This window comes from Bdellovibrio bacteriovorus (assembly GCF_001592755.1).
In the GTDB taxonomy this organism is placed as follows: Bacteria; Bdellovibrionota; Bdellovibrionia; order Bdellovibrionales; family Bdellovibrionaceae; genus Bdellovibrio; species Bdellovibrio bacteriovorus_E.
Map to the genome: position 1 here is coordinate 13,326 of NZ_LUKF01000001.1, position 23,403 is coordinate 36,728.

At 44.8% G+C, this 23,403-nt stretch carries 23 protein-coding genes; 16 read left to right on the forward strand and 7 right to left on the reverse strand.

Annotation, left to right across the window (positions count from 1 at the left end; genetic code table 11):
• Positions 1-2: 2 nt before the first annotated feature.
• Positions 3-983: an MBL fold metallo-hydrolase gene (locus AZI85_RS00065; protein WP_063242183.1), complete on the reverse strand. Its 981-nt coding sequence runs from the start codon at positions 981-983 to the stop codon at positions 3-5.
• A gap of 43 nt (positions 984-1,026) precedes the next feature.
• Positions 1,027-1,287 (reverse strand): 2Fe-2S iron-sulfur cluster-binding protein, encoded by a 261-nt coding sequence (locus tag AZI85_RS00070; RefSeq protein ID WP_172795279.1) that lies wholly within the window; start codon positions 1,285-1,287, stop codon positions 1,027-1,029.
• Positions 1,288-1,479: 192 nt separating this feature from the next.
• Between AZI85_RS00070 and AZI85_RS00075 the strand changes: the two genes are divergently transcribed.
• Positions 1,480-3,447, forward strand: a complete 1,968-nt coding sequence (locus AZI85_RS00075; protein ID WP_253720720.1) for a hypothetical protein — start codon at positions 1,480-1,482, stop codon at positions 3,445-3,447.
• Positions 3,448-3,500: 53 nt separating this feature from the next.
• Here the strand turns inward: AZI85_RS00075 and AZI85_RS00080 are convergent, their stop codons facing one another.
• Positions 3,501-5,672, reverse strand: a complete 2,172-nt coding sequence (locus AZI85_RS00080) for a sensor histidine kinase (RefSeq protein ID WP_063242186.1) — start codon at positions 5,670-5,672, stop codon at positions 3,501-3,503.
• Positions 5,673-5,891: 219 nt separating this feature from the next.
• On the opposite strand from AZI85_RS00080, the gene AZI85_RS00085 reads away from it, so the two are divergent.
• The 5 genes from AZI85_RS00085 (at position 5,892) to lspA (ending at position 12,149) form a co-directional block, all read left to right on the forward strand.
• Positions 5,892-7,211 carry a radical SAM/SPASM domain-containing protein gene (locus tag AZI85_RS00085; protein ID WP_063242187.1) on the forward strand — a complete coding sequence of 440 codons (1,320 nt, stop codon included), beginning with the start codon at positions 5,892-5,894 and terminating at the stop codon, positions 7,209-7,211.
• Positions 7,212-7,353: 142 nt separating this feature from the next.
• Complete coding sequence (locus AZI85_RS00090; RefSeq protein ID WP_081110852.1) at positions 7,354-9,237, forward strand: ATP-binding protein; 1,884 nt, start codon at positions 7,354-7,356, stop codon at positions 9,235-9,237.
• Complete coding sequence (locus tag AZI85_RS00095; RefSeq protein WP_063242188.1) at positions 9,230-10,756, forward strand: sigma-54-dependent transcriptional regulator; 1,527 nt, start codon at positions 9,230-9,232, stop codon at positions 10,754-10,756. The genes AZI85_RS00090 and AZI85_RS00095 overlap by 8 nt, the downstream gene beginning before the upstream one ends.
• 282 nt (positions 10,757-11,038) lie before the next feature.
• Positions 11,039-11,596: a hypothetical protein gene (locus AZI85_RS00100; protein WP_063242189.1), complete on the forward strand. Its 558-nt coding sequence runs from the start codon at positions 11,039-11,041 to the stop codon at positions 11,594-11,596.
• 40 nt (positions 11,597-11,636) lie between these two features.
• Positions 11,637-12,149 (forward strand): signal peptidase II, encoded by a 513-nt coding sequence (gene lspA / locus AZI85_RS00105; protein WP_063205155.1) that lies wholly within the window; start codon positions 11,637-11,639, stop codon positions 12,147-12,149.
• Positions 12,150-12,158: 9 nt separating this feature from the next.
• Here the strand turns inward: lspA and AZI85_RS00110 are convergent, their stop codons facing one another.
• Together AZI85_RS00110 and AZI85_RS00115 are read right to left on the reverse strand one after the other, a co-directional pair.
• Positions 12,159-12,683, reverse strand: coding sequence for a response regulator transcription factor (locus AZI85_RS00110; RefSeq protein ID WP_063242190.1), 525 nt, complete (start codon positions 12,681-12,683; stop codon positions 12,159-12,161).
• Positions 12,684-13,904 carry a sensor histidine kinase gene (locus AZI85_RS00115; RefSeq protein WP_063242191.1) on the reverse strand — a complete coding sequence of 407 codons (1,221 nt, stop codon included), beginning with the start codon at positions 13,902-13,904 and terminating at the stop codon, positions 12,684-12,686.
• Positions 13,905-14,041: 137 nt separating this feature from the next.
• Between AZI85_RS00115 and AZI85_RS00120 the strand changes: the two genes are divergently transcribed.
• Genes AZI85_RS00120 through AZI85_RS00145 form a run of 6 tightly spaced genes read left to right on the forward strand, consistent with a single transcriptional unit; the run spans position 14,042 to position 18,568 of the window.
• Entirely contained in the window at positions 14,042-14,626 is a 585-nt protein-coding gene (locus tag AZI85_RS00120; RefSeq protein ID WP_063242192.1) for a hypothetical protein, read from the forward strand.
• 9 nt (positions 14,627-14,635) lie between these two features.
• Entirely contained in the window at positions 14,636-15,244 is a 609-nt protein-coding gene (locus AZI85_RS00125) for a hypothetical protein (protein WP_253720722.1), read from the forward strand.
• Complete coding sequence (locus tag AZI85_RS00130; RefSeq protein WP_063242193.1) at positions 15,244-16,302, forward strand: hypothetical protein; 1,059 nt, start codon at positions 15,244-15,246, stop codon at positions 16,300-16,302. Before AZI85_RS00125 ends, AZI85_RS00130 begins: the two co-directional genes overlap by 1 nt.
• 9 nt (positions 16,303-16,311) lie before the next feature.
• Positions 16,312-17,193 carry a metal ABC transporter substrate-binding protein gene (locus AZI85_RS00135; protein WP_063242194.1) on the forward strand — a complete coding sequence of 294 codons (882 nt, stop codon included), beginning with the start codon at positions 16,312-16,314 and terminating at the stop codon, positions 17,191-17,193.
• On the forward strand, positions 17,190-17,759 hold the full coding sequence (locus AZI85_RS00140) for an ATP-binding cassette domain-containing protein (RefSeq protein WP_063242195.1): 570 nt from the start codon (positions 17,190-17,192) through the stop codon (positions 17,757-17,759). The genes AZI85_RS00135 and AZI85_RS00140 overlap by 4 nt, the downstream gene beginning before the upstream one ends.
• The gene (locus tag AZI85_RS00145; RefSeq protein ID WP_063242196.1) at positions 17,756-18,568 is read left to right on the forward strand and encodes a metal ABC transporter permease; all 813 of its coding nucleotides are present in this window, start codon (positions 17,756-17,758) and stop codon (positions 18,566-18,568) included. The genes AZI85_RS00140 and AZI85_RS00145 overlap by 4 nt, the downstream gene beginning before the upstream one ends.
• Here the strand turns inward: AZI85_RS00145 and AZI85_RS00150 are convergent.
• A complete protein-coding gene (locus AZI85_RS00150; RefSeq protein ID WP_063242197.1) occupies positions 18,553-19,983 on the reverse strand; it encodes a cyclic nucleotide-binding domain-containing protein in 1,431 nt (476 codons plus the stop codon). The two genes, AZI85_RS00145 and AZI85_RS00150, sit on opposite strands and share 16 nt — an antisense overlap.
• 106 nt (positions 19,984-20,089) lie before the next feature.
• Here AZI85_RS00150 and AZI85_RS00155 point away from each other — a divergent pair, with 106 nt between their 5' ends.
• Positions 20,090-20,830 (forward strand): prolipoprotein diacylglyceryl transferase, encoded by a 741-nt coding sequence (locus tag AZI85_RS00155; protein WP_063242198.1) that lies wholly within the window; start codon positions 20,090-20,092, stop codon positions 20,828-20,830.
• Here AZI85_RS00155 and AZI85_RS00160 read toward each other — a convergent pair.
• The gene (locus tag AZI85_RS00160) at positions 20,786-21,604 is read right to left on the reverse strand and encodes a hypothetical protein (protein ID WP_063242199.1); all 819 of its coding nucleotides are present in this window, start codon (positions 21,602-21,604) and stop codon (positions 20,786-20,788) included. The genes AZI85_RS00155 and AZI85_RS00160 overlap by 45 nt on opposite strands.
• Before the next feature lie 268 nt (positions 21,605-21,872).
• On the opposite strand from AZI85_RS00160, the gene AZI85_RS00165 reads away from it, so the two are divergent.
• From AZI85_RS00165 to AZI85_RS00175, 3 genes are all read left to right on the forward strand, one after another.
• Positions 21,873-22,607 (forward strand): hypothetical protein, encoded by a 735-nt coding sequence (locus AZI85_RS00165; RefSeq protein ID WP_063242200.1) that lies wholly within the window; start codon positions 21,873-21,875, stop codon positions 22,605-22,607.
• Between the two features lie 45 nt (positions 22,608-22,652).
• Entirely contained in the window at positions 22,653-22,871 is a 219-nt protein-coding gene (locus AZI85_RS00170) for a DNA gyrase inhibitor YacG (protein WP_041870760.1), read from the forward strand.
• A gap of 159 nt (positions 22,872-23,030) precedes the next feature.
• A complete protein-coding gene (locus AZI85_RS00175; RefSeq protein WP_063205168.1) occupies positions 23,031-23,303 on the forward strand; it encodes an HU family DNA-binding protein in 273 nt (90 codons plus the stop codon).
• Positions 23,304-23,403: the final 100 nt, after the last annotated feature.

Genomic DNA, 23,403 nt, shown 5'->3' on the forward strand with positions numbered 1-23,403 from the left:
TTTTAAAGTTTAATCTCTAAGCCTTCGTAGGCAAAGTCCCATGGGATCGGCGGAAGTTTTTCGCCGTTTCTAGTCGCGAATCTTTCGCGTGATTCATAGTACTCACGCGTTTGTCTTTTAAGCTCTAAAACATGTTCGATGCGCGCGCCGGGATCATGATGCGCAAATAGAATGCGCTTGATTCCCTCGCGAAGTGCGATATCCAAACCGACTTGAGCCGCGCTATGTCCCCAATTCGCTTTTTCTGCCAACTCCGGAAGAGTGTACTGTGCATCGAAATACATAAGGTCAACGTTTTGATACAAAGGCAAATCCTCCGCAAGCTCTTCACGAGTCACACGAGTGCCTTCGGTATCCACGCAATGAGCGTAGGCCTTACCTTCACTTTCCACTTTCAAACCCCAACATGGATCTGGATGATCCAACTGGTAAGGCGTGATTGTCATGTCCTCTAGCTGAAAAGGCTTGCGAGGCTCTAAAGTATGGAAAACCACTTTCGCCTTCAATGCTTCAAACGGAACCGGGAAATAAGGACGACTGAAAATTCCACGAATCAAAGATTCAAGCTCGGGCTGAACCGCATAGTAGTGAACTTCACAGCCAGGAATAAAGTGAGGGGTAAAAAACGGCAATCCAATCACATGATCCCAGTGAAAGTGAGTCATGAAGATGTGAAAAGCGCCCTTAGACCGACCCGTGGTGCCACTCATGATTCGCTCACTGAGGTTGCGAATCCCACTGCCACCATCAATGATCAATTGAGCTTTATTACTTTGAACCTCAACACAAGTTGTCGCTGCTCCATAACCGCCGATGCTAGGAACTTCGGCCGTCTGAATGTATTTAGAAATTTGTGAAGGATCACGATAGCCCATAGAGAAGAAGTTACGAAGTACTCCTTCAATATGATAAGTCCAGTCCGTTGGAGGAGGTGCCGATGGAATTGAGCCCCGAACTCCCCAAAATTTTATCGTGAGCGACATATGATTCAGGATAACTATTTATAAACACGAATCAAATAACATATTAGGGGCTGGACTTCTTATCGTAGTTCACAACCACGTACTCGGACCATGGTACTGCCTGGCAAGTACGGATAATTTGAGTTCCCTCCGCATCCGCACTGGTTTTCCCCTCTTCGACGAGGGCTTCACAAGTACCACAAGTCCCCTCCATACAAGAGTATGGCGGATTGATTTGAGCGATAAGTGCCAGGTCTAAAAGTGTTCGTCCCTCTTCGGCAATGACCTCGGTGCCCTTGCCTTCGATGATAAATTTTACCTTCATACCCATCATCAGAGCATTTCGGTAAATTCCGCACAATCAGTTTATGGTATCTAGCGACATTTACCGGTAATTCGTTCTGATTTTTTATTTTTGCTTTTGCCTTCTAAGGATTCCTTGGTAAGCCTTCGTGTCGCCCTGAACGGACGTTCTGGTATCTGAAGCTTGGAAGCTTCTTAAGAAGGGAAAAGGATTATGATCAGAAAGCAAGTACTCGCGCTTTTATTAGCGTCAGGCCTATTTGGAACCGTGGCACCAGCTCAAGCTGGTTGGGAAGTTTTAAAACCTGCGAACATTTGGGAAAAGATCCAAAAAGAAGTTGCTAAGCAGGACATCGGAGCCAGCGTTAATCTTGTAAACGCTGAAATCTTAGAAGGCATCTCCACTTCACTTCGTTATCGTATTGAATCTGAACCATCTTACGTAGATGGCTTTTATACTCGCATCGACAAATATTCTTTAAAGTTCGATCTGAACCCGGGCGACTTTATCGACGATCTAGACACGCCTGTTGGCATGAACATCGAAAAAGATTCAGAAATCATTTTCGCTCGTCAGTTCAAAAGTCAAAAAGACTCCCTGTTGGCTTTGCCATACACTCCAAAAAACTTGCCTTTCACTGCTAAAAAAGCTTTAGAGCGTTTGGAGCCAGGCGACTTCGTGGCTTTCGAGGGCCGTTTGGCTTTCGTCGTTTCTTTAGGCCACGATGTCTTAAAAGGTGATTTCACAGCTGGTGCCTCCACACATGCTTACATCTCTGGCGAGTTCATGGTTCATATTTTCCGTATGGCCGATGATAAAGTTCGCGTGAAGTTGATCGCGGTTCGCGGCAAGGGTGTTGGCGCCAATGCCGGTGTTGATCTTGAAGATGATCTTGAAATCTTGGGCGTTCATATCATCGACGACCGTATTCAAAAATGGTTGAGCCTCACTCCACTTGATTTAAGTTCCGGCATTAGCAAAAACGACGTCGTTATGTTGGACTATGTTTTTGACCTGAAGAACTCAGGCGCCGCTAAAGCTTACGACAGCTTGATGCTTCATAAAGTTCAATTGAAAGATGTCAAAGTTGCGAACCCACTAGTGACTCGCAAAGATTTGACTCAAGAACTTTTGACAGACCTGACAGACATCGAAAATATCGCTTTGGAAGATGGATTATTGCCACCAGAGCAACGTCGTATTGACCGCGTATTCAAAGGTTCTTCTGAAGGCTTCAATAAAGATGCGCGCATTAAATTCGGTTTGAGCTTGTGGAAGTTTGAAGCTGGTAAAGCTTACGGCGAAAACAAAGTTCTAAGCTACGACAAACAGGATAACGAGCAGTACTTCCTGCTAGATACTTTGTCGCGCTATAAAAAAACGAAAATCCTTTTTGGATTGTTCGGTGAAGAGACTTTGATGACTTCAAACTTGCTATTCACTGCGGATTCCAACTGGGTTCCACAGCGTTTCGTGACTTTGACTTCAAGTGCAGAGATGAAAATGCGTGACGTTTCTAAAAGAGACTTCGCAGAAATCCAACGCCTAGTTAAAGACACTATCGGCGAAAAGGAATTCAACAAAGTTCCTTGGCACAATTGGAACAGCGACAACGCTAAAAAGCACGTGAACGGCTACTTCAAACAAGAAGTGTTCTTCAACCCTGAGGCGCTGAACGTGATTCCTTACATGACTGAAAAAGCTTTAGCGGCGCGCTTCAAACAATATATTGAAGAGAAGGGTCGTCCTCGCTCTCGTCCATTCGTGGGTGGCAATAGCCCTATCGACTACATCACAAACTGGGTCGCGGGATTCACGGGCGATATCAACCGTGTAGCGGCTCGTCTTAAAATCGTAATCGATCCAAAGAAAACGGTTCAAGAGCGCTTCGATGCGTTTGAAGACCTGCAACAAATGCCCATCTGGAAAGAGCGTGGCATTGGCTTCTTGATGTCTTTCATCTCGGAAGCTGACCGTCCTAAGCTTCTTCGCTATGAATTGATTCTGTCAGCGAAAGGCACGAACTCGGTTCAATACAGCTTTGGTAACTTCAATGAAGAAAAGCTTTACCGGTCGTTGATGTACATCCAAAACATCATCAACAACCGCTCTTTCGATTTGCGTCTGTACACAGATGGTAACGGTGAGTTCCGCACGACGGCGACTTCATCAAATCCATAATCAAAATTTGAAAGTTAGAATTAAAAAGACCCGCTAAATCAGCGGGTCTTTTTTTATGCCTTCGCCTTAGCAATTTGAATCGAATCGAAGAAAGAGCGCCTTACCAGCAAAGCACCTTTTTTGTTCGCAAGCTCCTGAATATCCGCACTTTCTACTAACGACGTACACAAGACGGCCTTGTACAAATGCTTCTGCGGAAGTGAGTCTAAAAGATCAAAGCCCGTTTCTTCTTCACCAGGAAATAGTAAGTCGGCGATCAGAGTCAGGTTTTTCTCTGGATTCACAGAAAGAAATTCTTTTGCTTTAGAGAGGGTTGAGAAAGAAGAAACCTTGATGCCTGCGTTTTCAAAACGCTTCTGCAGACTGGCAGAGTCTTCTGCAGTCACTATGACAGCGTTTTCACTAACACCAAAACGAACCGCCTCAAGAGCCATCGGCACGACGATTTTAAAACAGGCCCCTTGAGTCGAAGGAACGTAAGACACCACTCCTCCAGTTAGTTCTAGATCTTTTTTGACCTGATAAAGTCCCAACCCTGTTCCGCCTTTTTTATTAAAGGTCGATCCTTCTTTGAAAAGCGATTTGACGTGCTCCGCAGGGATGCCTGGGCCGTTGTCTTTGAGGTAAATCACGATAATTCCCGCCTGCTTTTCTGCACTGATTTCAATCACAGGATCGATGCCTTTGGCGTAACAAGCTTCCAACGAGTTATTCAATAGATTTGAAAAAGATCGCTGAATAGCATAAAGCGGCCAATACACAATCACATCACTGGGAACTTGGTTCACGAATCTCGCCTTTTCATGCACTTTTTCATAGGAAGAAATCAATTCCGAAAGTGCCGCCTTTAACGAAGTATCCCCTTGCACCAAATCGGAACCCTTCGTTTTATATCTTTGAAAAAGATCTTCAGAAATATTTCGAATTCTTTGGGTGGCATTTTCGATAAGATCCCGCAGGTCCCCCGACACTTGGCCTTTCAGAAGCGAACTCGCCACCTGCAACGCCATCAACGGACTGCGAATATCGTGCGAAACCTGCCCCACCATGCGCAACGTCGCCTCCGTGGTCGCGGCTTTGACCAATATACGCGAGCGATATTTTTCTTGTTCCTCACGACGGATATATCGCATAAAGCGAAGAGGTATGACGATATACTGAGATCCCAGTCCAACCAGCAATCCCTTTGCAACGTCCAAGTTCAAGCTTAAAAACTCGAAAGCTAGGTAGCTCAGCACTACGTAACTGATGATTGCGCAACTACTATACCAGAAAGCTTGTTTAACAGGGGAAAACAGCAACAATAAGCTTACGGAGACGATGAGCAAACTCAACCACAACCAAGCGACGGGCATTGATGGAGTTTTGACGTATTCTCCAGAGTAAAAATTAGTCAAATAGGTGGCAATAAGTCGGTTCGCAGGCCAATAGCTTTCACCCATTTTGGATGCGCCAAGATTCGTTCTTCTCATAATACTAGGTGAGCTTGTAAAAGAATAGATACCTGAAGCACCCAAAAGCACTACTTTATCTTTGATACTTTCGTTCAGAAAAAGTCTTTCATCGCCTTTTCCAATTCTCTTTTCACCAAAATCGGACCACGGCCAGATCCTCATATAAACTTGCAAGGTATTGAGGTATTCGAAGGTGTGCCTAAAGTATTCAGGAGGCATTACCTCAGAAAAAAGATTCTTCACAACATCGAAGTCTTGGTTATAAATGTCTTTATCCAGATCGAAGTAAATTAATATTCTTCGGGAAACATCATCAAGCTGACTATCATACGTGGGAATAAGAAATAATGGCCGTGGATGTAATTTGTATTTCTTGTGAAAATCAAAGGTAGCACCTTCGAATATAGAGATATTTGAAAATAAATAGAGGTTGGTCAAACCTGATAATTGTTTTGCAAATTCTTCTTCTGAAAGGTCGAATTCAACTTCGCTCTTTGCGACCGTCAAAACCAGCGCCTTCGGATTATGTTTTAAAAAATTTTTGATTAATATTACGAGCTCTTGCGCAGAAAACTTTTCGCCCTTTTGACCTTTATTAGGCTTAAAATCTGAAATATCAAAAAGCTTCAAAGGAACTTCCGGAGGGTTGGAAAAAGAGAGAATCTGTTTCCAATCTAGAAAGAACATGTCCAAGCTTCGAGTTTCCAACTGGCTTAAAAAGAAGGAAAGAAAAACACCTAAAAACACTGTTGCAAGAACTCTATGAAGCATCAACATCCTCTAAATAAAAACCTATTTTGCCAGGCTTGGTTAAGTGTTTAATCCTTTTTTAACCATGTAAATAGTTTCCTTTTGGCCCTGGACCAGAAGATTCCAGCGCTCAGAATACCAACATAAGTATTTGTAATCACTTATATTTGTATATCTTTCGACCCGGCAATACTGGCCCATCAATTGCACTATTCGGGGGTGGTATCAAAGGGAAACCAAATGCAGTTGCGTAGACACAAAGACATTATTGCGGTCAAAAACGGGAATCAAGCTCCCGTAGCTTTCCATGCGCGCAACTTGGAAGTAGCCTCCGTTTCGGAAGAAATTTGGAGTTCAATGGCTCCTACGACTTTCGATAATGGCTTCCTTATGAGCATGCTTCCCGAAGAAAAGGGCGTTATTGCCGATGCATTTGAATCTTTAGAAGATTGGCAAAATGAAGTCAGCGAAACTGCCACTACTGTGAAGGTGGCTTCCAAGGTCACAAGTCTTACTTTAAACGTCACTCAGCTTTGCAACCTGCATTGCACTTACTGTGCTGCTGGCGGTGATGGAACTTATGGCGATCCGGTTGCCAAAATCTCTGTTGAAAAGACTCTTCCTCAAATACAGTACTTCTTAAACAAACTTTCTTCTGGCGATCAGTTCCAAATTACTTTTTTGGGCGGCGAGCCTTTGCTTTATCCTGAGGCGATCAAACACATCGCTTTCCACGCGACTGAATTGGGAACTGAGCGCGGCATCCGCACTCGTTTCAATGTTATAACGAATGCCACTTTAATCACTCCGAAAGCTTCGGATATTCTTACTGCCATCAAAGCCAACGTCACAGTTAGCATTGATGGCCCGCCAGAGACACATGATAAAGCTCGTCCTCAGAAAAATGGGGAAGGATCCGCGGCAGCTGCGATAAGAGGTCTAGAGTTGCTTTTAACACAGAAAAGCAACTTGGGACGTATTCAGCTTCACGCCGTATTCAGCAAAAATAATTTGGAAGTGGAAAAGGCGTATCGCTTCTTTAAAAATTTTGAAGTGGATTATTACGAATTCACGTTTGATATCACTGAATCTGAAGAGCAGTCCAATCGCATCTTCATGCAGGAGATGGCTAAGGTTGCCAATCTTGCATACCAAAGCGGCGGCGAAATCGCTTTACGTAAAATCGTACTTTTCGATCAATACTTTCAAGCTTTGGACGACCAAAAGCGGTCCGAGAATCACTGCGGCTCAGGAAAATCACTTCTGAGCATTGATTCTAAGAATAAGATCTATGCTTGCCCCCTGGATGTTGGAACAAAGGCAAATCAAGTGGGCGATATGGACAACGTTGAAGCCGCTCGACTTGAAGAGCTCCAATCTCCACTCATTAAAAAGAATAACTGTGACACTTGCTGGGCACGTTTCTTATGCGGAGGCGGATGCCTGTTCGCGCATAAGTCTATGACCGGCAACAAGCACAGAAAACATGTTAGTTTTTGCGAAAGAACAAGATACTTGATTAGTCTAACATTGTTGTATTATGAACAATGTAGAGGCTAGAAAGGGATTAATATGACTAAGAAACACATTAAAAAGGTCACGCCCAAAAAGACTGAGCCTTCTACAAGAATGCCCGAAGGCCCTAGAGACTGCGTACCTCTTTCCACTTAATTTACTAATCACAAAGAACTGAGCTAAAGATATGTCTCTTCCTCCCTCCCTCGGAGAGAACATACAGAACTCGGGGAATCGCCGTAAGGCGGCTCTCTTTGCATTGAGGATTTTATTTGCCTCAGTGGTCGCAATCTTTTTGTCTCAGATCAATTTGGACTATTTGGAAGCCTATTTATACGACTTACGTATCCGCACGACTCCAACGACTGCCACTTCGGGAAATGTAGAACTTGTTTTATTTAATCAAGAAAGCGCACAGAAACTTAAGTCTGATCTTTCAGCGTCTGTTCTAAGCAATATAATTAAAAAAGTTCGTGCCGAAAATCCAAAGCACATTCTTGTCGCTGTCTCTCTCGAAGATATTTCTGGCGATACAGCGGCTAAACACGAACTGGCAAAAACCGCGTCAGAAACAAAAAATTTGGTCGTAATTACGGACGAACTTGAGTTACGAGGCGAAGAAAACGGCCTTTCCCTTCCCGCACCGTTTCAAGAAGTGAGAGTTGCTTCCGGCCCGAGAACTGCCGACTCAAAAGCTTTTGCAAAAGACGGCGTGACGAGAAGAATGTTGATTGCCTATCAGGACAAGCCCTTACTTCATGCTCAGTTGGCGGCCGAAATCAATCGTGACGTAAAAGACCTCTCAAGCATCCAAGGTCAGTTTGAATATGCTGGATCTATACAAACCTATATTCATTTTCATCCAGCAAAAACATACCCGAGCCACTCCGCCATAGAACTATTGGAAAAGTCCTCTGCTGGAAATGCATTTGAAAACAAAATTATTATTATCGGTGATGATACCGCTCTTAAAAACAGTGATTATATTTTAACGCCTTATTCTCGCGAGCCGACTGCGATGCCGATTGCGGAGATGCACGCCAATATGCTGGACACGATCGTTCTCAATGCGTCACCTCGTGTACCGCCGAAATGGTTCAACTTTGTCATCATCTGGCTCATTTCTGTGCTGACCGTTCACGTAGTACTCACAATGAGTCCAGCCAAAGGACTGATCGTTCTTGTCGGAACTGTCCTCGGTTTCTCGATCCTCTCCTACGCCGCGTTTGCCATCGGCAATCTATGGATCGGCATGGCCGCGCCTATTCTATCTATCTTCCTCTGCTACTACTTCTTCATCCCCTACCGCTTGATCGTAGAGAATCGTCGCAGTTGGGAGTACTACCAGAAGAATAAACTTCTAAGCCAGGTTGAAGAGCTTAAGACGAATTTTATTTCGATGATGTCGCACGATTTGAAAACGCCGATTGCGCGTATTCAAGGGATGACGGATATGATTCTTGCGGATCCCGTCACATTGAGTCCGCAGCAGCGCGAGGCTGTGGATACGATTCGCCATTCTTCTGATGACCTTTTGAAATTCATCAATGCGATTTTGAATTACGGAAAGATTGAAAGCCAGGGCGTGCAGTTGAACCTGCAAAGCAAGGACATTAACAATCTTCTTCAAGAAGTCATCCGTAAGCACGAGTTCCTTGCAAAAGTGAAACGTATCCAGATCGTCTCGGAACTAGAGCCTATGTTCCCTGTTCCTGTCGACGCTGATTTAATGAAGCAGGTGTTCTCAAACCTTGTAGAAAACGCCATTAAATACAGCCCTGAAGACACGAAGATTATGATCTCTAGCGAAGAGTCCTCCACGAAGGTGGTGGTGCAAGTCGCCGATCAGGGGCCGGGTATTCCAGCTGACGAATTGCCTAATATTTTCATGAAGTTTTTCAGATCCAAGAACGCCAAAAGCTCGCCGATCAAGGGGTCAGGGTTGGGGCTTTATCTGGCTAAATACTTTACAGAACTTCACCATGGACGCCTTTTTGTAGAATCTTCCCATGGTAATGGCTCCACATTTACGGTAGAACTACCAATCGAGCAAGGGGGTACACATGCTTAAGGTTTTGGTTGTAGACGACGATCAGGGCTTAAGACTTTCGGTTAAATCCGCACTCGCAGTCACTCAAAGATTTGAAGTCGACGAGGCTTTCGATGGCGTCAACGCTATGGAAAAAATCAAAGGCGGCGACAAGAAATACGATCTAGTGATTCTTGATGTGGACATGCCTCGCATGAACGGACTCGAAGCTCTTCGCCAAATCAAAGAATTTGATCCAGGTATCATCGCGATCATCATGACTGCTCACGCGACTTTGAATGATGCGATTCAAGCCGTTAAAGACGGTGCTTACAATTACCTTCCAAAACCTGTTGGCAGTGATCAGTTACTTCAATTGATCGATAAAGCCGTTAATGCTCACAACTTGATTTCAAATATCGCTGCTTCTGCACCCGTCATGCACGAAGCGGGTCGTAAAATCATCGGTCACACTTCACAAATGCAAAAGGTGTTTAACATCATTCACCGTCTTGCTAAGGTCGATACCCCTGTTTTGATTCGTGGTGCTTCGGGTACGGGTAAAGAACTTGTTGCTAAAGCGATTCACTACAACTCGGCTCGCAAAGATGAAAAGTTCGTCGCCATCAACTGCTCTGCAATTCCAGAAAATCTTTTTGAATCGGAACTATTCGGTCACGAAAAGGGCTCTTTCACGGGCGCAGATCAACGTAAAATTGGAAAATTCCAATTTGCTGAAGGCGGAACTCTGTTCCTCGATGAAGTGGGCGACATGCCGCAATTGATGCAAGTAAAGATCTTGCGCGTTCTTCAGGAAAAGCTTTTTACTCCGGTAGGTTCAAATCGCGAATTCCCAACAAATGTTAGAATTATCGCGGCGACAAATAGACCTCTTGAAGACATGATCAAAGCGGGCACTTTCCGCGAAGACTTGTTCTATCGTTTGAACGTTGTACCTATCTTCTTGCCAGCGTTGGCTGAACGCAAAGACGATATGGATCACATGGTGAATATCTTTATTAAGAAATTCAACCAAGCGCATGGCAAACGCATCAACGGAATTGCTCCAGATGCGATGGCAGTTCTTAAAAAGCACACATGGCCAGGAAACATCCGTGAACTTGAAAACGTGATCGAACACGCTTTCGTTCTAGAGATGTCGAACATCATCACGATCGCATCTTTACCTGAATCCTTGTTGATTGCGACAGGTACAAATTTGATCGATGTTCCACCGGTGATGGAAACCGCTCAAAGCGTGGCTTCTGTGGGATTGGCATCTGCTTCTCAGGCCCATGCGACTTTGGGTGATGACGATGATGCGGACGTGGGTACAGACTCTGAAGAGTTGGATGGCGAAGAAATCGTTCCTTACAACGGTTCCGAAAACCTAGATTTCAATGCGCAGAAAGAAGCTTTCGAAAAAGAGTTTATTATCAAAGCTCTTAAAACTTTCCGTGGTCGTATCAATCAAACGGCGTTGCACGCTAATATTCCGAAGAAGACACTTCTTAGAAAAATTGAGAAGTACGGAATCGTTGCGAAAGACTACGCCAACTAAGAAAATCCTAAAACAATGGCGAAACCCACAAGCTAAAAACTTGTGGGTTTTTCTTTTATTAACTGGGCCATTCCTAAAACCTGAAAGAAAAATCAAGAAAAACTCTTTTCCTTTTTTTCGTTTTTCGCAATGCCTCTAGTTTTGTAATTGAATTAAACCCCTGCATCTAGAGATGCGTAATTTTTGAGCAGATAATTCTTGGGATTTTGTGGTTACTCTACATTGACTCGACGTAATGGAGTCTGTAGTTTCAGTCGCTCACCTTCCGGAGAAATTTAATCAATGACCATGAATCCGTTGCCACCACAGGCATACACGAAAGAGACTTTGCTGAAAGCCTATCAGTGGCTGACAGTTCAAAACTCTTCGATCAAGGAAATGGCGACGACTCCGGATATCTTGGTGAGTTTGTATCTCAAAGCCACTCGCGATGGCGACCATGCGTTGGAAAGACCGAGCATCCAAAACTTCAAAAATGAATTAAGAAGCCTGGCTGGTATGATGGGTGAACTTGACGGCCCCGCTCGTCCGGTGATGGCACAGCCTCAACCGACGCCGGTGACTGTAGCACCTCCCGTGCAACAGGTTCAGCAAATGCAACAAGTTCAGCAAGTTCACGTTGTGCCGGCGGCGACAACCGCGACACAAACTCAGGTTTCCTATACTGAAAAAACTGTGACAGCGACAACTCGCCAACCTGATTTAATGGAGATGCTGGATTCCTGTTCCAAAGGCATGATTCAGGAAGTCAAAGAAGAGTTCAACTTGAGTTCGGACCTTGAGGCCCTTCGCATGCTTATCAAAATCGGCTACAGCCGTTCAAAAACCCTACTTAAGTAGTCTTTGCGTGGCCCGCGGTAATTGGGCTATACTCCCCAGCATGAAACGTAAATATATCTGGCTTGTGCTTATCTCTGCTTTCCTTGTGGCTTTAGACCAAGTGATTAAGGTCTATGTTCACACGCACTTTCACCTGGGCGAATCCATCTCTGTCATTCCTAATTTCTTTAACATCACTTATGTAAGAAACTTCGGTGCGGCGTTTGGATTCTTGGCAGAAAGCCATCCAGATTTCCGAGAGATCTTTTTCTTAGCAATGCCGCCAATCGCGTTGATCATCATCCTAGGCATCTTACGTGGCGTGAAAGACGACGACACAAAACAAATTATCGCTCTTTCAAGCATCTTCGGTGGCGCTATCGGAAACTACATCGACCGCGTGCGCTTCCGCTACGTGATCGACTTCCTGGATTTCCATATTTACAATCGTTGGAGCTGGCCGGCATTCAACATCGCTGACATGGCCATTGTCGGTGGAGTAGGACTTCTTCTGCTTCTGATGTTCCTTGAGAATAAAAAGAAAGAAAAAGAGAAAACGGAAGGCGCTGCTTAAGCGCCTTTTTTATTTGTTCGGAATGTTCTTGCGAAGTTTTCTTTGCAAGCTTTGACGATGCAAACCTAATTTCTTCGCGGCCTGAGTGATGTTGCCATCAGAACTCTGCAAAACGTAGTCGATGTACTCTCGTTCCATACGAGCCAAAGAGATCTCTTGCTCTGGAACTTCCTCACCCACATTTTGATCGGTAAAGGCCTTGATGATCATATCTGGAGTCACGGGTTTACTGATAAAACTGTGCGCCCCTAGTTGCATGGCTTTCACTGCCGAAGCCACACTGCCAAATCCACTCATCATCACGACTTTCACTTCTGGAAATTTGTCTTTGAGGTCTTTTAAGAACTGAAGGCCATTTTCAGAACCCACACGCAGATCCAGAAGTGCCCATTCGGCTTCGGTGATCTGGGTTAATGAAGGCGTTTGTTCAAAACTTGTGACCACCATGCCGCGGTCTTGCAGTTCTTCCGTTAAAACTTCCCGAAGGTTACGATCGTCTTCAACCAATAAAAGCTTTTTACCTTTGATATCCATTTAAGCCTCCTCAATGGGAAGACGAATTTGCGCAGTCGCGCCTCTTCCCGAGGTGTTATTAAAGATTTTAAACTCTCCGCCCGCCGCTTGTGCCATCATCATCGCAGAATAAATTCCCAAGCCATTGCCATCCACCTTTGTAGTGACGAAGGGCTCTCCCAAGCGAGACAAAGTTTCTTCAGACAGTCCTTCTCCAAGATCTGTGACCTCTAAAAGAATCCAAGAGTCCTTTTTAAACAAGCGCACGTAAATTTTAGACCCAGCCGGAGAGGCCTCCAAAGCGTTGTTTAACAAGTCGAAGAAAGTGTTGGAAAAAGCCAGTACTTGCAAACGGCAAGACAGAGGCTCGGTCATAAAGTGCTTTTCAATAACGGCACTTTCATTTTCTTTTTCCCAGACTTTTAAAAGATCTTCGGCCAGCTTCTGAATTTCCACCGTGTGCAGCTCTGCCTGGGAAGAACGAGAAAAGACCGAAGCCATGTGTTGAAACACTTGCACACACTCATCTAAAGAAGTCTTAGCTTTTTCTAACTCCTCGCGCGCGGCCGTTTCGTCGCCGGAAAGCTTTCTTAAACCGCGCTCCATGCGAAGTTTTAAGGAATTCATTGGAGTCGCTAATTGATGAGAGAACCCGGCCGTCAATGCGCCTAAGGATTTCAAACGGTCGGCTTGGTGCTGACGGTCCTGTAGCAGACGAATGCGCATTTCATTTTTCTGCAAGAGACCTGAAAAATAATGACTGACAAACCAAGAAGCGGTGATCAAGAGCCATTGCGAAAGAAATCTTAAGCCTAAATCAGAAACATCAGAGCCTACTGTCACCCTAGCATCAAGGTAGGTCTCTAATTGCAAAAGGCCCAACAAAAGAAGAACGGACGCTCCAAAAAGATAAGAGGCTCTTTGGCGCAAGAGCATGCCTCCTAAGAAGGAATGGATGCAAAGAATGCTGACGAAGGGATTGTTGGCAGAGCCGCTGACGAAAAGCAAACCCGCCGCCGCGAGTAGATCCACCCACAGATGAACCAATGTATGTTTTTGACGAGCTTGATCTTCGCGCGGCCATAAACCTTGCGACAGAACATTGAAGGTCGCGAGCAAGGCCAGGACAGCAATAAAATAGAAGATGTCCCTTTTCTGTAGAAGGTTCCAATGAATCAGGGGAATAATCCCCAAAGTTAGACAGAATATCGCAATCCAGCGAAATCGAATCAGCCCAGGCATGACCCTTTGATAGCGGACCCGGGGTGACGCCGCAACAAGTCTCTGTGTCACGCAACCATTCGTTGCATTTTTTAAATGCAAATTACTTGCATCTATGAAATCAGGGTGCTAGAAGGCTTTAAATCGAAGGAGACACTATGAAGACCTTTCTTATTTCCGTGATTTTCGCTTTCGCCCCTGCCGCTTTGGCTCACGACCATACAACTGACTTAAGCATTTTAAATCGTTCAAAGGTCGGCGCTGCAACCGCCGAGGCCTTAGAAATGTTTGAAACTTCAGGCGCGGGTCTTCTTTGGACCTTCCAAACGGAGTCCGTTAATGACGAAGCTTTATCTAAAATTTACTTCGTAACGGAAAATACGGTGAAATCGGCTTCTTATGACTGCCACTTCCATGCTCACGGCGACGAACAACAGGCGCACTGCCATGAGGGCGGAGAACTGAACAATGTTCCTTCTACCGCACCGGCGTTGAGTTTCAATGTCGATGCATATCTTGAGGGCTTAGCCTCTTCCATGGATGTTTTTGAAAGAAAGATTTCATCATTAGATAATTTAACAAGCATTAAGATGTGGCAAAATACGACGGAAATGTTTGTGACCCTTTCGTCTTCAGTAAATGGTGTTGAAGCAAAAGCTCATTTCATGTGTCATATCCATGCAGGAACAGAAATCGATTGTCACCGCAGTCGCAATGCCGGTCCCGGCGAGCCCTCTTTCTAGGAGTCATCCGTGAAAAATTCTTTTCTGCTCATACTGACAGCTTTATTCATGACAGCTTGTGGAGGCGGTCACAATCCTGACAAGGAAGCTCTTCAGCAAGCGCAAAAAATCGGCGATCAAGCTTACTTCGAAATTTCTCCCGGCGTAGGGCTTATGGCTGATACCGTTTCTTCCGTATCTTCGGGAGCCAACTTTGAAGTGAGTTTTACTTTGGAAGATGGAGGACGTCTCAGCATCTCTACTTTCGCAGACACCCAGCTTAAAAGTGGCATTGATTTTGTTTTCACTCGACAGGGCACAAAACTTTTTGTTTTCAGCTCTGCTCAGGGTCAAACGCAAGAATGGACATCCCTGTTTAATACTGTAGATGCTACGGGCGTTCTGACATTTACGATGGATGTGCATAACAACGAACATCCAAGTCATATTCTATTGTGGGAAGGATCCAAGAATGCCTCTATGGATCATCGCAATACTCTTTATAATTCGGCCGAAGACAGTTTGGATTTGAATTATGATAATAGCCCCGGCAACGGCTTCGGTCGCAACTGGGGTTTTAAACTTGAAAAAGCGCAGCTTCTTAAAGCTGTTTTATCTGCACCACAGGAATCACACTAATGAAATGTTTTACAGTTGCTCTTTTTATTCTGCTTTCGGGTGCTCAGGCTTCGGCACAGAATCTTTTACAAAACATTCAAACGGCGGCGGCGATTGATATCGTGGCCCCTTTTGATTTTGAAGGTTCTGAAGAAAACAAGTTGGACATTCGATCTGCGGAGCTTTCTTTCTTTGGTCCCTTAGATCCCACTTTTGACGCCTATTTAAACGCCGCTGCTCACAATGAAGACGGTGAATTTGTTTTTGAAGTGCATGAGGCTTTCGTTTCATCAAGCAAGCTCATTCCCTCTTCTCGTTTCAAAATCGGTAAGTTCTTTTTAGGAGTAGGTCGCTTAAATCAATTCCATCAACATGACTGGGCGTTTATTTCTGCTCCACGCGTGCAGACGGAGTTCTTTGATGAAGAAGGTGTTGCCGATACGGGCGGCGAGTTTTCGACTCTTCTTCCAACAGATTCATATTGGGATATCACAGCAGGTGTGACCAACGGATACACCTATGGACACGCTCACGATGCCGGGGAAAAACCGCGCGTCCCAACCCACTACATTCATCCTGTGAACTTTATTGATTTTGGTGATGCCGGAGCCCTGCAATGGGGAATGAATTATTTAGGCCGCACGGATGCTCAGGGTATTCAAACTCAGCTTTACGGTTTGGATTTTGTGTTTAAAAAAATGGAAGGCAAAGTTCTTCGTTTTCTTTTGCAATCAGAAATCTGGTATCGCAACTTGAAAGCTCTGGAGGCCGATCGCCAAGAAGATATCGGCGCGTACATCTATCCGCAGATGTCCTTGAGTGAACGCCTGTTTCTGGGACTTCGTGTGGATTTGTTCTCTGAGCTTTCGCGCACGTTTCAGTCCGATGGCTCTAAACAGGACAATTTAGATTACGGTTTCGTTCCGACACTGACCTATAAGCATAGCGAGTTCACTTGGTTCCGCGTTGCTTACACTTATGACGTGCAAACCTATAAGGGTGAATCTGATGACTTGAATCAAAAAATCGAGTTGCAATTAGTTTCAATCTTAGGTGCGCATCCGGCACATTCATTCTAGGGGGTTTTCGTGAAGAGTTTTGTATTTGCGACATGTTTATTCTGTGCTTCGACGACTTTTGCAAAAATCAAGGTCGTGACGACCCTTCCTGATATTGCCGAAGTTGTTCAGGCTATCGGCGGAAGCGAAGTGGAAGTTCAAAGCTTGCTGAAGGGAAGCGAAGACCCTCATTATGCTGAAGCTCGCCCTGATTATATATTGAAAGTGAACCGTGCGGATGTTCTTTGCTCCGTCGGATTAGAGCTGGAAGTCGGCTGGCTTCCTAAAGTTCTTGAAAAGGCCGGAAATGCAAAAGTGTCTTCGGGTGGCAAAGGCTCCTGCATCTTAGGAAAATCCGTAAAACCTGTGGATGTGCCAGTCGGTGTTATCAACCGATCGTTGGGAGATGTTCATCCTCAAGGAAATCCGCACTTTGCTTTGTCTCCAGAAAAGCTGGTTGAAGGTGCCAGCGAAGTTGTTCGCGTTTTATCAGAAGTGGATCCTGGGAAAGCCTCTGAATTTTCGAAAAATTATGATGCATTCAAAAAGAAGATGACGGACTTGCAGACAGAGCTTTCTAAGAGCGTGAAAAAAGTGAAGGTCATGGAATATCACAAGGAGTTTACTTACTTCTTTAATGCCTATGGGCTTGAGTCCATCGGGTCCTTAGAGGAAAAGCCAGGCATGCCACCGTCGGCGGCGCGCTTAGCTCAAGTGGCAAAATTGGCGAAGGACAATAAAGTAGCTGTCTTATTTGCCACTCCATCAGCCCCTCATAAGGCCTTGGAAAGATTCACAGAGCTTTCTGGAATTCCTGTTGTCACCGTCCCTTCGTATGTACAAACTTCTGGGAATTCCGACGCAAAGACGATTGAAGGCTTGCAAAAACTATTGGTAAGATCCATTCCATGAGTTCTATTCTTGAAGTTCGAAATCTGAAAGCCCGCAGTCGTGAAGGAATGGATCTTTCACCGGCGGTCGACTTTGAACTTCAAGAAGGTGAAGTGCTTTTTTTGCGTGGAGAAAACGGTTCCGGTAAAAGCACTTTGCTAAAAACTGTTTTGGGTCTTCATAAATACTATGAAGGCTCTTTTCATTTACGTATTTCAAAACAGGAAATGCAGTATTTACCTCAGTTAGGAAACTTAAACTTCCACCTTCCATTGACTTTGCAAGACATGGTTCCACCGACCGCCCAAAACCTTGCGCTATTGCGCGGACTTGATCTGAATAAAAAATGGAACACAGCCAGCGGTGGTGAAAGACAGAAAGTTCTTCTTGCTGCTGTTCTGGCGAAAAATCCTAAGTTATTGGTGCTAGATGAACCTTTTAATCATGTGGATAAAGACTCTGTTCAAGTCCTAGAAGATGCTTTAGCACAGTTTCTTAAAACGAATCCGCAAAGCTCTTTGATTTTGGTATCTCATCGCGCCCTTGTGCAAAACTGGGCATCAGTGAAATTTCTGGAGATTCGATGAGTTCGTTTTTGGATTTACTGAAAATTTATCAGTGGGCTTTACCTGCCAGTGTAGTGATGGCGGCGGTGCTGGCATTGATTGGTGGCCAGTGGACGGCTCGCGCTAAAAGTGCGCAGATTTTTGTTTTGGGTCAAGGTTCTTCTTTAGGAATCGTGTTGGGTTTTGTTTTAAACCTTATCTTGGGTACTGACTTTCACGGATTGAATCTGGTTTTAGGTTTAAGCTTGGGTTGGTTGACGCTTTTACTTTCTGATTTTTGGATTGAGTCCCGCTCGGACCGCAACCACGTCTATTTAACACTTTTTGTTTTCTTTCTTTCTCTAACGTACTTGATCACTTCTATCACTCCCTCTTTAGAGTCACATATGGCGGCGGCGTATTTCGGTGATATCGCAGTGATGAGTAATTGGGGTGCGCAGATGAGCTTGGTCGCGGCGTTGGCATTTGCGGTTTTCTTATTGTGGAGTTGGAAAGAGCTTTCGATGATTTCTTTTCAGCTTTTAAACCAAAGCTTCATTCATCGCAGCGGCAAAAATCTGGTTTTTGATGTCGGGACCCTGCTTTTAACAACTATGGCTATTCAAAGCATGGGTTATCTTTACACCATGGGATCGCTTTTCATTGCGACAAGCTTTGCTTCGTCTCGCAGCCGAAACTTAAATTCTTATACAGTGAAAATACTTTTGATCGCTTCCTTAGGAAGTCTTTTGGGATTTAGTATTTCTTTATTATCCACAGAGCTTCCCACCGTCCCCTGCATCCTGATCGGACAGATGTTGGTGGGTCTATTGAGCTACACGAAGAAATAGTGGAACGAGGGCTGCGCTTCGCGCTTCTGTCCGTCCACGTTAAATAGACAGATCACCTCTGTGCGAACGCCTTTTTTGACATTAAACACGGTTAAATCTGCATTCTCGATAATTTGGTGAAGACCACGGCCCGCACCACCTTTTTCAGCGTTCATGCTGCCTGCTTGGCCGTTATAACAACTCATCAGATAATCAATGATGATATTCTTTGTCAGCGAGCCAAATGGATCTTTCACCGCCACTGCAAGTAACACCCCATCACTGGCGTACGTTAGCTGCGACTGCTGATGGGTATCGAGTTTGATTTCTTCTTTACGAGAAATGTGATTGAAGATGGACTTCCCTTGAGCATCAACCGGAGCATCGTAGATCGCATTCATCAGCATTTCTTCAACCACTGTGTTAACGCGATCTAAAACCGTGCTGCGAATTCCCATCTTTTTAAAGTAGGAATAAATGTCTTCTCGAAGCCCTTCGCGCTGACCGGAGTGAGTGACAGCGCGAGTTTGCACCTCTACCCCCCAAGTCAGATATTTTTCGATACCGAAAAGATCTTTATTTAAGAGCTTGCTTAGGGCCGTTAAGACATAACGAATCGTCGCGTTTCTATCTTCGGCATCACGAGAAATGATGTGATCAACGAAGCGGTTTTGCTCGAGAACCTTTAAGTTTCCTTGTACGTCCTTGCTTGTCAGAAGAACCGCATAGGGAGAAGACTTCTTGTCTTGAACATCTTTTAAGACGTCCACACAAGCTTCTTCACACAGAACAATATCATACTTATTTTCAGCTAAGAACGTGTGCCCCATCGCAGAGTCACTGGCGATATCCAGTTGAACACCGGTTCCGCCGAGCGCCATCCGAATTGGAAGTTGCTGCTTTTTATCGGGCTCGACCAAAAGAACCTTACCGCCACCACTTTTTTCAATGGCGCTTTGAGCTTCGTGAAGCTCGCGGTTGAGAATCTCAAACAGCCTGGCCTTTTCATTGGTGCGCATCAAGCGCTCAGTAAGGATAAAGCAGTAGATTTGAAAAAGCAGAGCTTGGAAGCGATCTTTGTCTTTCGGGTGTACATGTCCGAAATCTTCCGAGCGAATGACGAAGCATTCTACAGGCGTAAGTGCTTTAACTGTCGTCGACGTCAAATTAGATGTGATCACACTCATTTCACCGAACACTTCACCCGGTGTGTTCAGCGTGGCGATAACTTCGCCAGCTAAAGAAACTTCCACGCTTCCAGATCTAAGAAAAAAAAGAGAAGTGTTCTTCTTTCCTTCTTGAAGAATGAAGCTTCCTGCGGAAACAGACTCGGTGTGAATCATTGCAGATGCTTGTAAAAGCAAGTCATCACTAAATGACTTGAAGAAAGAGAAACTTTTAATTTCCTTAGCAATTTCGGCAGGGTGCAACTTCATATATTTGTAATTATGTATTTAGTTAGCAGGGCTTGACCAGAATCGAGTTGAATATTTTGGGGAATAAAAGAAAATTAAGTCTATCGTCGGTATACTTGGAGGCAGTTTGTACCCGATCCTTCCGCTTTCATCCACATTCGGTATTCCCACTTACTATCTGATTCTCAGTGGGACTGTTTGTCTATGCCTGTGGTGGTTGGTGCGTCGTTCGGAACAGTTCAAACTTTCGCGAAAAAGCACCCTCGACCTTAGTCTCATCGTCATGGTCGGTGGTTTTTTAGGCGGGCGCTTATTCCATGTTTTCTATGAAGACTTCCCCTACTACCGCGAAGAACCGATCCGCATCTTTCAAGTTTGGAATGGCGGTTTTGTTTTTTACGGTGGAGCCCTTTTAGCGGGACTTCTGGCCTTGATTTATCTTTTCAAAAAGAACAAAAGCAACATCAAAGACTATCTGGACATGTTTGCTCCCGTTCTTTCTTTTTCTTATGTCATGGGCCGTATCGCCTGTCTTTTAGCCGGATGTTGTTTCGGAAGATACTGCGAACTGCCGTGGGCCTTCGGTGGACGACATCCCACTCAAGCCTATGCCGCCTTGTGGGAATTAGGTGTGCTCTTTATTTTATTAGGAATTGAAAAAGCTCCGAGAAAAAAAGTAGGAGCCGTTTTTTATTCGTGGATGATCTTGCATGCGATCGGCCGCTTGATCATGGAATACTTCCGTGATGACTTTCGCGGGCCTACACTGGGCATTTCAATTTCAAGTTGGATCAGTCTGCTAGTGATCTTGCTTGGTACGTATCTACTTTTGCGGAAGCCAACACACGGGGGCTCGACACGCTCCTAGTTGGCATAAACTACCTTGCACAAAGCTGTCTAGACGACATTGATCTGACGGATAAGTATTGCGAACCAATTCAAGAGCGGCGGCAGCTGGCGTTTTGATATTCACCGGTACATACTCGCGATAGGAGTACTGCTGAATAAAGCGCACCATTTCCAAACCTGCTTGCATTGATTTTTCGCAAAGAACGTTCTGATTACAGACTTCCTTAACCGCGTTGTCCACTGTCGAAACAATTTCAGGATACGCCGTTAAAAGTTCGGGCAAGCATGTCGATGCGGCATAAAAGTCCGATTGCCCTTCGGTGGACGCCCAATCCGAACCCGGAATTGTTTGGCGAGGTTCTCCGCCCAAGATATGACCCAACTCATGACAAAGAATAGCGGCGAGTGCGGCCTTGGTCGCACCCGGCGCACGCGCCATTCCACCCCAGAGAGATACTTGCATCGAGTCTTCTTTCTGCTGCGCGAAGGCGGCGAAATAGGGACTTTGCCACTCGTAAGGGATGAGGAGACTCTTCCCCGTCGCTGCCTGAACTTTCGCATAATTTTTCACCAAGAATTGGCCAATCAAGGTGGCATAATCCACTTCAGTTAAATCCGACACATTTTTTGATCCTACGGGAAGATAGAAATATCCCGAAGAGGACTCTTGGACTTGCACCTGACGTTCGCTGGTTTTGCTTTTCACCAAAACACGTGGAGACTGCGCCATTGCCATAAGCGCTACGAGAAGAAGAAGGCCAAGAATGTAGGGAAGATATTTGCGATCGATCATAGCGCCTGCACCCTATCACAGATTCATTTTTTACTCGACCTAAAAGATTCCTATTTGTGAGAAGAAAAAGAGTCGTTTTCAGAGGGAAAATTAGAGTGTCTCATTTTTAGACACTCTCAAGAGTGACGCAAATTGACTGTGCTCTCTAGAGTTTAAACAGTGTTTAAGCTGCCAATCGCAAAATAACCACAATTCATACATAGATAGAAATGGCATGACTTCTGTATTGCAGAGTAGATGTAGAAGTTTAATTAGAAAGAGGTTTGTTATGAAAAAGCTTTTAGCTTCCTTTGTTGCGATGATGTCTTTCGCAACACTTATGGTTGGCTGTAGCGATGGCAGCGGTGGTGGTACGACAACGTACACATGTCCCGCGGGTTATTCGTATAACGGCGTAAACTGCGTGTGGACGAACGGTGGAACTCCTATTACACCAGGAACTCCAGGCACAGTGACAGGGCCCGTTCAATATTATGACTTCAATCGTTCATATGTGCAAAGTTGGGGCGGCGTCGGCACTGTTAATGGTGACATGACGATCGTCAACTCAGGCGCCTACAAACAATTCTTAAAAGAAGCAATGGCGATCTGTGACCGAAACATCTGGGGTTGGAGCAGCGGTCTTTCCGATTGTAACAACTGGGTTTCTGGTTCATTCAAAATTGCATTCTCTATCGATTCATCGATGAAACCAGCAGTTCGTTTCGAAGCTTATCCAGCTCCAAGTTTCTTCTCATGGAACTTCAGCTTGGGTTGGGATGCGGGCGGTGTTGCGTTCAATCCACTTATCTTGAACTCCAACAACACGTTCAGCTTGATCAACAATAGCAAAGGTTTCGAGATCCGTGCTCAAGGTTCTTACTGGAATGGTGGCGGCTTGCGCTTGATCCAAATCCAAGTTCTTCAAGGAACTTTGCAAGACGGTTACTTCACATATGATCTTTACTACCCGTACAATAACGTAGCGACGAAGTTCGCAACGGGTAAATTTAAAAAGTACTAAGCTCTGCGTCTTGCACTCGCGGCAAGACTCAGCAAAGATTCACGTATGACAGAACCTCAAAAACCAAGACAGGTTAAATGCCCGCAGTGCGGGCGTTTAGCGTTGTACTCACCAGAAAATCCTTTCCGTCCTTTCTGTTCAGAAAGATGTCGCATCATCGATCTTGGCGCGTGGGCCAGCGAAGAATACAAAATTCCCGTCAAAGATTCTTCAAGTGATGCTTTAAGTATGGATGACGAAGACTCTTCTGAAGATATGCACTGATGCCGCTGAAACGCGCACTCAGAGTCGTTTTCACATTTTGCTATTGACGAATTTCCGATTTTGCATTTTCATGACCATGTCATTGGATGACGAAGAGTTATCATCACGATTTTTATTTACAACGACGGACACACAAAAGTGTCTCAAAGAGGAGTTCAAATGAACAAAGCTCAACTTATCGAAAAAATCGCTACTGAAACAAAAGTTTCTAAAGCTCAAGCTGAAATGATCCTTGATTGCGCAGTAGAGAACATCAAGAAATCAGTAAAAAAAGGCGACGACGTTAAACTTGTTGGCTTCGGTACTTTCACTAAAGCTAAACGCAAAGCTCGCACTGGTCGCAACCCACAAACTGGTAAAGCAATCAAAATCCCAGCTTCTTGGGCTCCAAAATTCCGCGCTGGCGCAGAATTCAAATCAATGGTTAAGTAATCGTCTAAACAACGATGAACTAATCAAAGGCATTCCCCACGGGAATGCCTTTTTTTATTTCCCTTCACTAGCCAGGGTGCCGGAGAGAGGAAGGGTTTAA

Bases quoted from the DNA above. Each gene is read 5' to 3' on its own strand.
- AZI85_RS00065 (WP_063242183.1), bottom strand. From the start codon at position 983: ATGTCGCTCACGATAAAATTTTGGGGAGTTCGGGGCTCAATTCCATCG.
- AZI85_RS00070 (WP_172795279.1), bottom strand. From the start codon at position 1,287: ATGAAGGTAAAATTTATCATCGAAGGCAAGGGCACCGAGGTCATTGCC.
- AZI85_RS00075 (WP_253720720.1), top strand. From the start codon at position 1,480: ATGATCAGAAAGCAAGTACTCGCGCTTTTATTAGCGTCAGGCCTATTT.
- AZI85_RS00080 (WP_063242186.1), bottom strand. From the start codon at position 5,672: ATGCTTCATAGAGTTCTTGCAACAGTGTTTTTAGGTGTTTTTCTTTCC.
- AZI85_RS00085 (WP_063242187.1), top strand. From the start codon at position 5,892: ATGCAGTTGCGTAGACACAAAGACATTATTGCGGTCAAAAACGGGAAT.
- AZI85_RS00090 (WP_081110852.1), top strand. From the start codon at position 7,354: ATGTCTCTTCCTCCCTCCCTCGGAGAGAACATACAGAACTCGGGGAAT.
- AZI85_RS00095 (WP_063242188.1), top strand. From the start codon at position 9,230: ATGCTTAAGGTTTTGGTTGTAGACGACGATCAGGGCTTAAGACTTTCG.
- AZI85_RS00100 (WP_063242189.1), top strand. From the start codon at position 11,039: ATGACCATGAATCCGTTGCCACCACAGGCATACACGAAAGAGACTTTG.
- lspA (WP_063205155.1), top strand. From the start codon at position 11,637: ATGAAACGTAAATATATCTGGCTTGTGCTTATCTCTGCTTTCCTTGTG.
- AZI85_RS00110 (WP_063242190.1), bottom strand. From the start codon at position 12,683: ATGGATATCAAAGGTAAAAAGCTTTTATTGGTTGAAGACGATCGTAAC.
- AZI85_RS00115 (WP_063242191.1), bottom strand. From the start codon at position 13,904: ATGCCTGGGCTGATTCGATTTCGCTGGATTGCGATATTCTGTCTAACT.
- AZI85_RS00120 (WP_063242192.1), top strand. From the start codon at position 14,042: ATGAAGACCTTTCTTATTTCCGTGATTTTCGCTTTCGCCCCTGCCGCT.
- AZI85_RS00130 (WP_063242193.1), top strand. From the start codon at position 15,244: ATGAAATGTTTTACAGTTGCTCTTTTTATTCTGCTTTCGGGTGCTCAG.
- AZI85_RS00140 (WP_063242195.1), top strand. From the start codon at position 17,190: ATGAGTTCTATTCTTGAAGTTCGAAATCTGAAAGCCCGCAGTCGTGAA.
- AZI85_RS00145 (WP_063242196.1), top strand. From the start codon at position 17,756: ATGAGTTCGTTTTTGGATTTACTGAAAATTTATCAGTGGGCTTTACCT.
- AZI85_RS00150 (WP_063242197.1), bottom strand. From the start codon at position 19,983: ATGAAGTTGCACCCTGCCGAAATTGCTAAGGAAATTAAAAGTTTCTCT.
- AZI85_RS00160 (WP_063242199.1), bottom strand. From the start codon at position 21,604: ATGATCGATCGCAAATATCTTCCCTACATTCTTGGCCTTCTTCTTCTC.
- AZI85_RS00165 (WP_063242200.1), top strand. From the start codon at position 21,873: ATGAAAAAGCTTTTAGCTTCCTTTGTTGCGATGATGTCTTTCGCAACA.
- AZI85_RS00170 (WP_041870760.1), top strand. From the start codon at position 22,653: ATGACAGAACCTCAAAAACCAAGACAGGTTAAATGCCCGCAGTGCGGG.
- AZI85_RS00175 (WP_063205168.1), top strand. From the start codon at position 23,031: ATGAACAAAGCTCAACTTATCGAAAAAATCGCTACTGAAACAAAAGTT.